Raw genomic sequence first — 13,564 nt, 5'->3', positions numbered from 1 at the left:
AACGTGATAGAGGAGAGAATCATGCCTGAAGTACGGTTTCTGGTTCGCTGGCCGGATGCCAGCACCGACGACTGCTACTCGCCGTCGACGGCCATCAAGGATCACCTGGACGCCGGCACGCCGTACGCGCTCGCCGATTTCCTGGCGCGCAGCCGCAGCGGGCTGGGCGCCGCCAGCGAGCGGGTGCGCGCCAAATATGGTTTCGCCTGCTCGTCGGCCATGGACCAGCTGGCGCGCATCGAGACGAAGGCCGCATCCTTCCAGGGCGACGGCGATGCGGTCGTGCGGGTCGAGCGGTTTTTACCCTGAACTCACCCTGACCTTGACCTGAGCGCGGCCGGCAAACGTGGCGGCGGCGCGAACTGGATGGGCATACAGTAAATCGCGGCAGTATAATGGCCGGATGCAGACCCTTCTTCACAACCTCAATCCCGAACAACTTGCCGCGGTTACACTGCCTTCGCAGAGCGCGCTGATCCTTGCCGGCGCCGGTTCCGGCAAGACGCGCGTGCTGACCACGCGCATCGCCTGGCTGATCCAGACCAACCAGGTGTCGCCGGCCGGCATCATGGCGGTGACGTTCACGAACAAGGCGGCGAAGGAGATGCTCACGCGCTTGTCGGCGATGCTGCCGATCAATACGCGCGGCATGTGGATCGGCACCTTCCACGGCCTGTGCAACCGGTTGCTGCGCACGCATTACCGCGACGCCGCGCTGCCGCAGACTTTCCAGATCCTCGACTCGCAAGACCAGTTGTCGCTCATCAAGCGCATGCTCAAGGCGCACAATGTTGACGACGAAAAGTATCCGGCCAAGACCCTGATGTACTTCATCAACAACGCCAAGGACCAGGGCTTGCGTGCCTCGCAGGTCGAGGCGTATGACCCGATCGAGCGCCGCATGGTCGAGTTGTATGAGTTGTACGATCAACAGTGCCAGCGCGAGGGCGTGGTCGATTTCGCCGAGCTGCTGCTGCGTTCGTATGAACTGCTGGCGCGCAACGGCCCGCTGCGCCATCACTACCAGATGCGGTTCCGCCACATCCTGGTCGACGAGTTCCAGGACACCAATGACCTGCAATACAACCTGCTGAAAATGCTGGCGGGGCAGGGCGAGACCGGTGGCGGCGCCATCTTCGCCGTCGGCGACGACGACCAGAGCATCTATGCCTTCCGCGGCGCCAACGTCGGCAATATGTCGGCCTTCGAGCGCGACTACCAGGTCAAGAACCTGATCAAGCTGGAGCAGAACTACCGCTCGCATGGTCACATCCTCGACAGCGCCAACTACCTGATCGCCAACAACACCAAGCGCCTGGGCAAGAACCTGCGCACGGATGCCGGCCAGGGCGAGCCGGTGCGCGTGTACGAGGCCTCGTCCGACCTCGAAGAAGCGCAGTGGATCATCGAAGAAGCGAAAAGCCTCATGAGCGAGGGCATGCCGCGCAACGAGATCGCCATCCTCTATCGCAGCAATGCCCAGAGCCGCGTGATCGAGCACGCGCTGTTCGCGGCCGGCCTGCCGTACACCGTCTACGGCGGCCTGCGCTACTTCCAGCGCGCCGAGGTCAAGCACGCCATCGCCTACCTGCAGCTGATGGACAATCCGCACAACGATTCGGCTTTCCTGCGGGTGGTGAACTTCCCCACCCGCGGCATCGGCGCGCGCTCGATCGAGCAGTTGCAGATGGCGGCCGACAGCTACGGCATTTCGCTGTACGCGGCCGTGCCCTACATGACCGGCAAGGCCGGCACCGCGCTGGGCGCGTTCGTCAAATTGATCGAAGGCGCGCGTTTCGAGACCCAGCAATTGCCGCTGCCCGAACTGGTGCGCGTGGTGCTCGAGCGCAGCACCCTGCTCACGCATTACGGCAACGAGAAGGAAGGCGCCGACCGCATCGAGAATCTGGAGCAGATGGTCAACGCCGCGACCCAGTTCGTGCAGGAGGAGGGCTTCGGCATCGGTGCGCCGGCCCACCTCGGCCCGCCATCCCAGGCCCAGGCCGGCGAGGCGGTGGTATACCAGGACGGCATCGAGGTCATCGACGGCGGCGCGCCGCTGCCGACCGTGATGTCGCCCTTGTCCGCCTTCCTGTCGCATGCCTCGCTCGAGGCGGGCGACGCCCAGGCCCAGGCCGGGCAAGAGGCGTTGCAGCTGATGACGGTGCACTCGGCCAAGGGCCTGGAATTCGACGCGGTATTCATCACCGGCCTCGAAGAAGGCCTGTTCCCGCACGAGAGCAGCGCGCGCGAAGCCGAGGGTGTGGACGAGGAGCGGCGCCTGATGTACGTGGCGATCACGCGCGCGCGCCGGCGCCTGTACATGAGCTTTACCCAGCAGCGCATGCTGCACGGCCAGACCCGCTTCAACATGAAGTCGCGCTTCTTCGACGAGTTGCCCGAAGAAGCGCTCAAGTGGCTGTCGCCGCGCGTGCAGACCGCCTGGTTCGCTGGCCGCAAGCAGACGACGGCCTGGGACGACGCCAAGTTCCGCGAAGGCGGCAGCGACAACAAGATCGCGCAGCAGATCACGCAGAAATCGAAGTCGGATAACGGCCGCGGCAGCGGCTGGCGCGTGGGTGAATCGGTATCGCACGCCAAGTTCGGCGAAGGCGTGATCGTCAACATCGAAGGCGGCGCCGGCGCGGCGCGGGCCCAGATCAATTTCGGTTCGGCCGGGATGAAGGTGCTGGACCTGTCGATCGCCAAGCTGGAGAAGCTCGGCCGCTGATCGCGTGCGACGCCGTCGTTGGCGCCGTGGGGCAGGGTGGACGGCCATACGCCGTCCAGGCGTTTGACGGCTTTACTTATCCAGGCTGACCTTGTCGCCCGGCGCCGTTTCCGGTTTGCCGAAAATCTCCCGATACCCCACATACATCGCGCACTGCAGCAGCAGGATGAACAGGAAGATCACCCACATGATCACCACCCGCGCCAGATTGTTCCCGCCCAGCAGCATGGCGATCACCATGCACACGGCGAAGAAGATCGCGAACCAGGCCAGCAGCAGCACCAGGAACACGCCGGCGCTGCGCTTGACGGCAAAGAAGCTGTAGAACACCGCCTTGAACGGCGGCATCTTTTGCCAATAGGTGAGCGGGGCGGCGAAGCACAGCGAGATCAGCGCCGCGACGTCGATCGCAAAGATCAGGAACATCGCCAGCACGTCCGATCCCGCCAGCACGGCCGGGGTGCCGGTCGTGCCCTGGGCCCGGACCTGCTCCCAGAACGTCGCATCGACGGCGAAACGGGTGATCAGCGCCAGCACCAGCGACACGGCCAGGTAGACCACGCCGACCTTGCACAGTTCGCGCAATACCGGCTTGCGGAATCCCGTCAGCAGCACCGCGGGCGAGACGCGCTGGCCGCTCTCGATCATCGAGCATCCCATCATGAAGGCCATCGAGAACGAGGGAATCAGGATCACCGCCACCATCGGACCCAGCAGTGGCACGGCGCTGATCAGGATGCTGATGAGGATGTTCGCGAACAGCAGCGTGGTGAGGGCCGCGGGTTGTTGACGGAACAGGCTGGCGCCGCGTTTGAGCCAGATCCAGCCGGTGATAGCAGGCAAATTGTTCATTTAGGGCAAATTCGGCGCCGGGCAAGCGATACGCTCGCGCAGGATGCGTTCGAAATGGGTCGGATCGTGCGGCGTCAACAGCTCGGCCGCACGGGGAAGATGCAGATCATACAGGCGCGACAGCCAGAAGCGAAGCGCGCCGGCGCGCAGCATCGGCTGCCAGGCGGCGCGCTCGTCGTCGGTGAATAGCCGCACCTCATGGTAGGCGTCCAGCAGTGCACGCACCCGGGCCGCGTCAAGAACGCCCGTCGCCAGGTCGACGCACCAGTCGTTGACGGTCACGGCGACGTCGTACAGCCAGGTGTCGACGCCGGCGAAATAGAAGTCGAAGCAGCCGCTCAGGCGCTCGCCCTCGAACATCACGTTGTTGCGGAACAGGTCGGCGTGCACCGGCCCGCGCGCCAGCTTCGCGTAAGTCGCACTGGTGGCGAACGCGCTCTGGTACGCCACTTCGGCGCGCAGCAGCGCCGCTTCGGCTTCGTCCAGGTACGGCAGGACGGCCGGCGCGGTCTCCACCCACCAGTCCAGCCCGCGCAGATTGGGTTGGTGCAGGGCGAAATCCCGGGCCGCCAGGTGCATGCGCGCCAGCATGCGGCCCACTTCGGCGCAGTGCACCGGCTGCGGGTCGAGCTGGGAGCTGCCTTGCAGGCGGCTGACGATGATCGCCGGCTTGTCGTGCAGCGCGACCACCAGTTCGCCGTCCACGTTCGGCACCGGCGCCGGCACCGGAATGCCGCGTTCGGCCAGGTGCGCCATCAGCTTGACGTAGAAGGGGAGCTGGTCGAAGCGCAGGTTCTCGAAGATCGTCAGCACATATTGGCCGCGCTCTGTGTTCAAGAAAAAATTGCTGTTATCGATGCCGGAGGAAATGCCTTCGAGCCCGACGGCCTGGCCGAGCGGGTACTGCTTGATCCACTGGTGAAGGTCATCCAGCGAGACCGCGGTAAATACTGCCATGTGCTAACAAAAGAGTAGGTGAGAACCCGCCGCCGCGACTTCGCGCCGCGGCCGTGGGGATCATTGTTTGGTGGTCGGCTCCAGCGCGGGCGGCGGCGGCACGTCGGCGCGGGCGGGTACGCCCGGACGCGCGGGGGCCGGCGCGACCGGCTGATCGGCTGTGTCCTGCTTCTTGGGATTGCCAAAGTCGAATTCCATCACCGTCCATTGTGGGGCACGGATGTCATTGCTGGTGGCATCGCCGGGTTGGGCATTGCCTGGTGCAACGTTGGGCTTCATGGTGTAGCGGCTCGGGCCGCTTTCTACTTCGACCTGGGTGACCGTGCCGTCATTGCTGCGGCGCTCGGTGATCTTGGTGCGCTGGCGCGGCGGAATCGTGGTGGCCGGCGTGTCGCTGCCCGGCTCGATGCGTTCGAGTTGGGGCGGCGCATCGCTGGGGCGCTGCTGGTTCTGCGGCGGGGTCGGCGTCGGTTGCGTCGGAGGCAACGCCGATTGCTGGGCCGCGGCCGAGCCGGCGAGCAGGCAAAGCGTCAGGAGGGCGGAGCGGGGTGTCGAGCGCAGCATGATGGTCACCTAATGTCGTTTAGTCCATTGTAGCAAACAGCGTCCCTGCCCAGTGAAAAGTGTGCCAAAACCTTATGTTTCAAAGGGGCTGGTGCCTTGAAGCTCAGGCACGGGCGCTGATGCGGATTCTGCGATAATGGCGCTTACCCTGGCGCCACGGATGGCGCCGCCTGCTGAATTCCTGAATGTCGCCCCCCTATGGACAATACCCTGCTGCTCGTTGACGGTTCCAGTTATCTTTATCGCGCCTTCCACGCGCTGCCCGACCTGCGCAGCCCGGACGGCTTCCCGACCGGGGCCATGCACGGCATGGTCAATATGCTGCGCCGCCTGCGCGCCGACTTTCCGGCCGCCTATATCGCCTGCGTCTTCGATGCCAAGGGCAAGACCTTCCGCGACGACCTGTATCCCGAATACAAGGCCACGCGCGCCTCGATGCCGGAAGACCTGGGCAAGCAGATCGAACCGATCCACGAAGTGGTGCGCTACATGGGCTGGCCGATCCTGATGGTCGACGGCGTCGAAGCGGACGACGTGATCGGCACCCTGGCGGTGCAGGCCACGGCGCGCGGCATGAAGACCGTGGTCTCGACCGGCGACAAGGACCTGGCCCAGCTGGTCAACGACAAGGTCATGCTGATCAATACCATGACCAACGAGCGCATGGACGAGGCCGGCGTGCTGGCCAAGTTCGGCGTGCCGCCGAACCGCATCATCGATTACCTGACCCTGGTCGGCGACACCGTCGACAACGTGCCGGGCGTGGCCAAGTGCGGCCCCAAGACCGCGGTCAAGTGGCTCACCCTGCACGGCTCGCTCGATGGCGTGATCCAGAACGCGGCCAGCATTGGCGGCGCGGTCGGCGCCAACCTGCAGGCGGCCCTGGAATGGCTGCCGAAAGGCCGCGAGCTGATCACCGTCAAGACCGACTGCGACCTGGTCAAGCACGTGGTCTCGTTCGAGGAAACACTGGTGGGCCGTCCGGAGGACGCCGAGGCGCTGCGTGATTTTTTCCAGCGCTATGGTTTCAAGACCATGCTGCGCGACCTGGGCGGCGCCAGGCCGGGCGACGGCAGCGTGCGTCCGGCCGCCGGCAGCGCGCCGGGCGGTGGACCGCTCAATTCGCCCGAAGGCGCGGCCACCCTGGCAGGCATGCCGGTCATCAAGGGTGAATACGAAACGATCCTCACCGACGAGCAGCTCGACAAATGGCTGGCGCTGGTCGACGCGGCCGAACTGACCTCGGTCGACACCGAAACCACCTCGCTCGACCCGATGATGGCCGAGATGGTCGGCATTTCGCTGTCGGTCGAGGTGGGCAAGGGCGCCTACATCCCGGTGGCGCACCGCTACGCCGGCGCGCCGGACCAGCTGTCGCGCGAGCACGTGCTGGAAAAGATGCGCGGCTGGCTGGAAAACCCGGCCAAGCCGAAGGTGGGTCAGAACCTCAAATACGACATGCACATCTTCGCCAACCACGGCGTGGTGTTGCGCGGCGTCGCGCACGACACGCTGCTGCAATCCTACGTGTTCGAATCGCACAAGCCGCACGATATGGACACGATGGCGATGCGCCACCTCGGCTACACCACGATTCCCTACGTGGACGTGTGCGGCAAGGGCGCCAAGCAGATCTGCTTCGACCAGGTCGAGCTGGCGCGCGCCACCGAGTATGCCGCCGAGGATTCGGACATCACCCTGCGCCTGCACCAGAGCATGCTGCCGGAAGTCGAGAAGGACAAGGGCCTGGCCTACATCTACCGCGAGATCGAGATGCCGACCATGGAAGTGCTGCACAAGATCGAGCGCAACGGCGTGCTGATCGACAGCGCACTGCTCGACGTGCAATCGGGCGAACTGGGCAAGCGCATGATGGAGCTGGAACAGCAGGCCTACGAGGCGGCCGGCGGCCCGTTCAACCTGGGTTCGCCGAAACAGATCGGCGAGATCTTCTTCGGCAAGCTCGGCCTGCCGGTGATCAAGAAGACCGCCACCGGCGCGCCGTCGACCGACGAAGAGGTGCTGCAAAAGCTGGCCGAGGATTATCCGCTGCCGAAGATCCTGCTCGAGCACCGCGGCATGTCGAAGCTCAAGTCGACCTATACCGACAAGCTGCCGAAGATGGTCAACCCGAACACCGGCCGCGTGCACACCAATTATGCGCAAGCGGTGGCGATCACCGGCCGCCTGTCGTCGAACGAGCCGAACCTGCAGAACATCCCGGTGCGCAACGCCGAAGGCCGCCGCATCCGCGAAGCCTTCATCGCCGCCCCCGGCCACATGATCGTCTCGGCCGATTATTCGCAGATCGAACTGCGCATCATGGCGCACATCTCGGGCGATGCGGCGATGCTGAAGGCCTTCGCCGACGGCGAAGACATCCACCGCGCCACCGCCGCCGAGATCTTCGGCATCCCGCCCGCCGACGTGCAGAGCGAGCAGCGCCGCTACGCCAAGGTGATCAACTTCGGCCTGATCTACGGCATGAGCGCCTTCGGCCTGGCCGGCAACCTGGGCATCGAACGCGCCGCGGCCGCCAACTACATCGAGCGCTATTTCGCGCGTTTCTCGGGCGTGAAGCAGTACATGGACAACACGCGCCTGGAAGCGAAGGCGCGCGGCTACGTCGAAACCGTGTTCGGCCGCCGCCTGTGGCTGCCCGAGATCAATTCGCCGAACGGCCCGCGCCGCGCCGGCGCCGAACGCGCGGCGATCAATGCGCCGATGCAGGGCACGGCGGCCGACCTGATCAAATTGGCGATGATCGCGGTGCAGAATTGGATTGAAAGCGATGGGCTGGGCACGCGCATGATCATGCAGGTGCACGACGAACTGGTGCTCGAAGTGCCGGAAGGTGAGCTGGAACTGGTGCGGGTCAAGCTGCCGGAGCTGATGGCGGGCGTGGCCAGGCTGAACGTGCCGCTGCTGGCGGAGACGGGCGTGGGCAAGAACTGGGAGGAAGCCCACTAAGGGTGATCAACGGGCCTTCCACAGCCGGAAGTCATCCAGGCCGACAATGCAACGAATCTTCAATTCAGGACACTAGGCCTGCGGCTGCACGCCCGGCGCCGGATCGTGGCAGACGACGCAGACCTTGTTGCCCTCGGTGTCCCTGAAATAGGCCGCGTAGTAATGCGGATGGTATTCGGGACGCAGCCCCGGCGCGCCTTCCGGCATCGCGCCGTGATCGATTGCGGCCCGGTAGGCCAGGTCCACGGTGAGCCGATCCGCGGCCGTCAGCGCCACCATCTGGCCGTTGCCTGCCACGTGAGGATTGCCGTCATACGGCGCCCCGATCAGCAGCAGGGGGCGTGGGCCGGGATGCGATTGCCATCCTGCCCACGGCCGTTCGCGGTCGCAGAAGCGCAGCGGATTGCCGAGCGCTTCCATCAGCGCCGCATACAGCCGGAACGTGCGTTCGAAGTGGTTGGTGCCGATGAATACGTGCGAAAACATCGTTGTCTCCTGTCGTCGGTGCCGTTGCGGTGCTCAGTCCAGGGCGGCGGCCAGGATCTGCTGCTGGTCCGGCTGCGCCGTCTCGCAGTTGGCCAGGTGGATCACCGACATCCGCAGCGCCGGAATCCTCAGGATGAGCGTATTGAATCCCCACAGCCCGCCGCCGTGGAACACGACGTCATGGCCTGCGCGCTGGATCACCTCCAGCCCGAAGCGGTAAGCCGGCGCCGAACCGTCCAGCAAGGGTGACGGCTGCAGCATCGCATGCAGCAGGCTCGATGGATCGGCCCACTGGCGGTGCCAATCTTTTTCCCAGCGTAGCAGCTCGTTGATGCTGGCATACACGCCGCCGTCGCCGACCGTGTTGGCATTGCCCAGGTGCTGCCTGTAGCCGAAGGGACGCGCGGGATCGGCCTCGTAACTGAAGACCCGGTGTTCGATGATGCTGAAGCGGTCCTCGTCGAACGCGATGCGCCGCATGCCCAGCGGATCGAACAGCTTATCTCGGGCGTAGCGGGCGAGCGGCATGCCGCCCAGGCGTTCCACCAGGGCGGCGAGCAGGATGTAGTTGCTGTTGCTGTAGCGGTACCCGGTCGAGGTGGGGAAGACGACGGTGTCGAGGCGCGCGATCAGCGCGAGAATCATCCGGTTGTCGAAGTAGTCGGCCTCGTGGCGCGCCAACTGGCATTCGATGAACTGGAAATAGTCGGGAATGCCGCTGCTGTGGTTGAGCAGGCTGCGCAGCGGGAAGGGCTGTTCGAACTTCGCCAGCTCCGGCAGGTAGGCGCAGACGTCGTCATCGAGCGCGATGGCGCCCTCGCGCACCAGCGACAGCACGCAGGCAGCGGTGAACTGCTTGGATTCGGATGCGAGGTAATAGGCCGAGTCCGAGGACAAGGGCACCTTCAGTTCGAGCGACGCCATGCCGTGGTGAAGCTCGAATACGGGCTTGCCTTCGCACAGGACGGCGGCGCTGAAGCCCGGGCCGTCCGGCGGCAAGGTCGATTGCAGTTGCGTGAAATAGTCTTCCAGCCGGTGCACGAAAATCCCTGTGTTGTCCGATACGAGCCGACAAGTATAAACTCAGGCGGCTTGCGGGTTCAGGTAGACGGATTGTCCAGCAAAACGAGCTTGCCCGCGCGCGCCCGCGAGGCATTGGCAAGCAGGCTGGCGGCAGATCGGTGCTAGGGAACCATCGTCTTGCCCATCCGTGCGGCGCGTGCAATTGGCCCGGGCGATGCTAAACTGGCAATCCTGTCCAACTCTGTCCAGAAAGGGATGTTCATGAAAGATCTCGTCAACGATGCCCACAGCCTGCTGGGCGCCAGCGCCTATGACGACGGCGTGAAGCGGCGCGACTTTTTGAAGGCGGCGATCGGCACCGGCTTTGCCGCGGCCGCGCTGCCGGTGGTCGCGCAGACCCAGATCCAGACCGATACCGAAGGCCTCGACGCGGCCGACAGCATCCTCGTCATCGAGGGTCAGGACGTGCCCGTGTACCGCGCCCAGCCGCGCGGCAAGACCAACGTCCCGGTCATCCTGGTGGTGTCCGAGATCTTCGGCGTGCATGAACACATCAAGGACGTGGCGCGCCGCTTCGCCAAGCAGGGTTATATGGCGATCGCGCCCGACCTGTTCGTGCGCCAGGGCGATGCCACCAAGGCGCCGTCCACCGCCGAACTGATGAAGAACATCGTGTCCAGGACCCCGGACGCGCAGGTCATGTCCGACCTCGACACCGTGGTGGCCTGGGCCAAGCAGCGCGGCGGCGACACCAGCAAACTGGGCATCACCGGTTTCTGCTGGGGCGGGCGCATCACCTGGCTGTACGCGGCGCACAACCTCGACGTCAAGGCCGGCGTGGCCTGGTATGGCCGCCTGGTGGGCGAGGTGACCCCCAACACGCCGAAACACCCGGTCGACGTCGCCCAGAACCTCAAGGTGCCGGTGCTGGGCCTGTACGGCGGCAAGGACGGCGGCATCCCGCTGGACACGGTCAAGCGCATGCAGGCCGCGCTCGACAAGGGCAACAGCCGCTCGACCATCCACGTGTATCCGGATGCCGACCACGCCTTCCACGCCGACTACCGCCCGAACTACAACGAGGCCGACGCCAGGGACGGCTGGAACCGCGCGCTGGCCTGGTTCCGCAAGCACGGCGTCGCCTGACGCCTGTGTGCCTGTCTCTTTAGACAGGCTCTTGGACGACCGCGGGCCGGGAGCGGTACAATGCCCGGTTTGCGGATCGTCGCAAGAACAGAACAAGAGGCTTTCAAATCGACCCGCTTTTCGACCCGACCCTGAGTTCCATCCTGCTGGCCACCGTGATCGCCGGCGTCGTCAGCATTTCGGGGGCTGCGCTTTTCTCGTTCGCCCTGCTGTCGAAAGTGGTCGAAAAGATGGTCAGCCTGTCGGTCGGCATCATGCTGGCGACGTCGCTGCTGCACGCGCTGCCCGAAGCCTTCGAATCGGGCGCCGACATCAAGAGCCTGTTCGCCACCCTGCTGGGGGGGCTGCTGGCGTTCTTTTTATTGGAAAAAGTGGCGCTGCTGCGCCATTCGCACCACCACGAAGGCGACGGACACCACCACGCCCACGGCCATGACGCGCGCGAGGCCGGCAAGTCGGGCTGGATGATCCTGCTCGGCGACGGCATGCACAACTTCACCGACGGCATCCTGATCGCGGCGGCCTTCCTGGCCGACCCGGAAGTCGGCATCGTGACCGCCCTGGCCATCGTCGCCCACGAGATCCCGCAAGAAATCGGCGACTTCATCGTCCTGCTCAACGCCGGCTTCTCGCGCCTGCGCGCCTACGTGTTCAACCTGCTGTGCAGCCTGCTGGCGGTGGCGGGCGGCCTGCTGGGCTACTTCACGCTGGACCAGGCCAGCGGCCTGATTCCCTACGTGCTGGTGTTCGCCTCGTCGGGCTTCATCTATATCGCGGTGAGCGACCTGATGCCGCAGATGCAGCGCCGGGCGACGCTGAAGGAATCCGTGCCGCAGGTGTTCCTGATCGGCCTTGGCGTGGCGATCGTGGTGGCGTTGCACGCGTTTTGAGGCTGGTGGCTGAGAAGGTTCACTTGGGTTCCCGCCTTCGCGGGAACGACGGTTCATGAGCTAGACGACGATATCGACGCACGTAGTCCACATACGCCAGCACGTCGTTCCCGCGCAGGCGGGAATCCAAGGCAACACGCTTAATCCGCGCCTTTCGCGACCGGCCGAGACGAATCGCCGACCCACTCGCTCCACGATCCCGGATACAGGCTCGCCCCCGGCATGCCCGCCACTTCCAGCGCCAGCAGGTTGTGGCAGGCGGTCACGCCCGAGCCGCACTGCATGATGGCGCGTTGCGGATCATCCACCAGTGCGCCGAACTCGGCGCGTAGCTGGCCAGCATCCTTGAACCGGCCGTCGGACTGCAGGTTGTCCTTGAAGAAGCGGTTCTTCGCGCCCGGGATGTGGCCGCCCACCGGGTCGATGGTTTCGTTCTCGCCGCGGAAGCGGTCGGCCGCGCGGGCGTCGATCACGATGCGCTGGCCGCTCTCCAGGTTGTCCATCACCTCGCGCACCGTTACCGTGGGCACGAAGGGCGCGCGGATGCCCAGCGATCCGCGCGGCCTGGCCGGCGTTTCAGTCGACAAGGGCTGGCCCAGCGCCTGCCAGGCCGTCATGCCGCCGTCGAGCACCGCCACCGCCTCGTGGCCCAGCCAGCGCAGCAGCCACCACAGGCGCGCCGCGAACATGCCGCCGTGGGCGTCGTAGGCGACCACCTGCGTGTCGTCGTCGATGCCGAACGCGCGCAGGGCCTCGGCCAGCGCTTCCTTCTCGGGCAGCGGATGACGGCCGCGGAACGCGCCGTCGGGCCCATGTTTGGCGCCCGACAGCACGGTCTCGATGTCGGCGAACACCGCGTTCGGCAGGTGGCCGGCGGCATAGCCTTCGCGGCCGGCGGCGAGATTCACCAGGTCGTGGCGGCAGTCCACCACCACCCACTTGGGGTCGTCGATACGGGTGGCCAGTTCGCTGGCCGAAATCAGGGTCTTGAACATGACGTGACGTCTCCTTCTACGATTCGCTGACCACGGGGTCCTGGTCCTTGACGACGGCGCCGCGCGCCGTCTTGCGGGTATTGTAGAACGTCGCGGCCAGTCCCGAGAACAGGATCACGCCGATGCCCAGCCACACGTGCCAGTCGAAGGCGTCGCCCCAAAGGATCAAGCCCCACAGGGTGGAGAACACGATGCCGGTGTACTGCAGGTTGGCCACCACCAGCACCTTGCCCACGCGGTAGGCGCGGGTCATGCACATCTGGGCGATCAGGGCGGCGCCGCCGATTCCCAGGAGCAGCAGGGCCCCGTACATCGTGTGCGCATGGAACAGGGCGCCCTGCGGGCCGTCGCCGCCCACGGTGGCGGCCAGGCCGACCAGGGTCGTCGTCAGCGAAAAATAGAACACCACGCGGTACTCGGGCTCGCCCAGCTGGCCGAGCTTGCGCACCTGCATATAGGCCATGGCCGAGATCATCGACGAGCACACGCCGGCCAGGCCGCCCAGCCACTGCTGGCTCTCGACCGCCGGCTGCAGCACCATGGTCACGCCGAAGAAGCTGGAGGCGATCGCCACCACCAGCGGCCATTCGGCATGCTTGGTCTTGGTCCACCAGCCCATGGCGAACATCCAGGCCGCGATCCAGATCGGGGCCATGTAGTTGAGCGTCATCGCGGTGGCCAGCGGCAGGCGGCCGATCGCGAAGAACCACAGCCACAGCGAGGTCACGCCGACCAGGCTGCGCCACAGGTGCGCCTTGCCGAAATCCGTCTTGAAGGTGCCGCCCTGGCGGCGCACCATGAACAGCAGGATGAGGGTGCCGACCAGGCCCCGGTACATCAGGAGTTCGGAGGTGGAATAGAACTCGGAAGCCAGCTTCACGCCCGCGCCCATGGCGGCGAACGCGAAGCTGGCGTACAACATCCAGAGGGAAGCCATCGGATTTCCAGTG

General features: G+C 65.4%; 12 protein-coding genes. 5 read left to right on the top strand and 7 right to left on the bottom strand.

The features are described 5' to 3' along the window. Positions 1–21 precede the first annotated feature (21 nt). Together ABIB38_RS13245 and ABIB38_RS13240 are read left to right on the top strand one after the other, a co-directional pair. Positions 22–309 carry an MSMEG_0570 family nitrogen starvation response protein gene (locus ABIB38_RS13245; protein WP_429204492.1) on the top strand — a complete coding sequence of 96 codons (288 nt, stop codon included), beginning with the start codon at positions 22–24 and terminating at the stop codon, positions 307–309. A 94-nt stretch (positions 310–403) separates the two neighbouring features. Further along, positions 404–2,731 (top strand): UvrD-helicase domain-containing protein, encoded by a 2,328-nt coding sequence (locus tag ABIB38_RS13240; RefSeq protein ID WP_429204490.1) that lies wholly within the window; start codon positions 404–406, stop codon positions 2,729–2,731. 72 nt (positions 2,732–2,803) lie between these two features. Here ABIB38_RS13240 and ABIB38_RS13235 read toward each other — a convergent pair whose 3' ends face one another. The 3 genes from ABIB38_RS13235 to ABIB38_RS13225 are packed head-to-tail and all read right to left on the bottom strand — an operon-like array spanning position 2,804 to position 5,104. Further along, complete coding sequence (locus tag ABIB38_RS13235) at positions 2,804–3,583, bottom strand: BPSS1780 family membrane protein (protein ID WP_429204489.1); 780 nt, start codon at positions 3,581–3,583, stop codon at positions 2,804–2,806. After that, entirely contained in the window at positions 3,584–4,540 is a 957-nt protein-coding gene (locus ABIB38_RS13230) for a homoserine kinase (RefSeq protein ID WP_429204488.1), read from the bottom strand. A gap of 60 nt (positions 4,541–4,600) precedes the next feature. Then, positions 4,601–5,104: a hypothetical protein gene (locus ABIB38_RS13225; RefSeq protein ID WP_429204694.1), complete on the bottom strand. Its 504-nt coding sequence runs from the start codon at positions 5,102–5,104 to the stop codon at positions 4,601–4,603. A gap of 198 nt (positions 5,105–5,302) precedes the next feature. Here ABIB38_RS13225 and polA point away from each other — a divergent pair, with 198 nt between their 5' ends. Further along, entirely contained in the window at positions 5,303–8,074 is a 2,772-nt protein-coding gene (polA, locus tag ABIB38_RS13220; RefSeq protein ID WP_429204486.1) for a DNA polymerase I, read from the top strand. A gap of 72 nt (positions 8,075–8,146) precedes the next feature. Here the strand turns inward: polA and ABIB38_RS13215 are convergent, their stop codons facing one another. Both ABIB38_RS13215 and ABIB38_RS13210 read right to left on the bottom strand, forming a co-directional pair. After that, positions 8,147–8,560 carry a VOC family protein gene (locus ABIB38_RS13215; RefSeq protein ID WP_429204485.1) on the bottom strand — a complete coding sequence of 138 codons (414 nt, stop codon included), beginning with the start codon at positions 8,558–8,560 and terminating at the stop codon, positions 8,147–8,149. A 33-nt stretch (positions 8,561–8,593) separates the two neighbouring features. Beyond that, positions 8,594–9,601: a serine hydrolase domain-containing protein gene (locus ABIB38_RS13210; RefSeq protein ID WP_429204484.1), complete on the bottom strand. Its 1,008-nt coding sequence runs from the start codon at positions 9,599–9,601 to the stop codon at positions 8,594–8,596. A 243-nt stretch (positions 9,602–9,844) separates the two neighbouring features. On the opposite strand from ABIB38_RS13210, the gene ABIB38_RS13205 reads away from it, so the two are divergent. After that, positions 9,845–10,729: a dienelactone hydrolase family protein gene (locus tag ABIB38_RS13205; RefSeq protein ID WP_429204483.1), complete on the top strand. Its 885-nt coding sequence runs from the start codon at positions 9,845–9,847 to the stop codon at positions 10,727–10,729. A gap of 155 nt (positions 10,730–10,884) precedes the next feature. Continuing rightward, the gene (locus ABIB38_RS13200) at positions 10,885–11,619 is read left to right on the top strand and encodes a ZIP family metal transporter (protein ID WP_429204482.1); all 735 of its coding nucleotides are present in this window, start codon (positions 10,885–10,887) and stop codon (positions 11,617–11,619) included. A gap of 140 nt (positions 11,620–11,759) precedes the next feature. Here ABIB38_RS13200 and ABIB38_RS13195 read toward each other — a convergent pair whose 3' ends face one another. Together ABIB38_RS13195 and ABIB38_RS13190 are read right to left on the bottom strand one after the other, a co-directional pair. Then, positions 11,760–12,614, bottom strand: a complete 855-nt coding sequence (locus ABIB38_RS13195; protein WP_429204480.1) for a sulfurtransferase — start codon at positions 12,612–12,614, stop codon at positions 11,760–11,762. A gap of 16 nt (positions 12,615–12,630) precedes the next feature. After that, positions 12,631–13,551, bottom strand: a complete 921-nt coding sequence (locus ABIB38_RS13190; RefSeq protein ID WP_429204478.1) for a DMT family transporter — start codon at positions 13,549–13,551, stop codon at positions 12,631–12,633. Positions 13,552–13,564 lie beyond the last annotated feature (13 nt).

The organism is Massilia sp. UYP11 (assembly GCF_050434805.1).
Taxonomy (GTDB): Bacteria; Pseudomonadota; Gammaproteobacteria; order Burkholderiales; family Burkholderiaceae_D; genus Telluria.
Note: the sequence above shows the minus strand (reverse complement) of the source record. Positions and strands in the feature narration are given on the sequence as shown.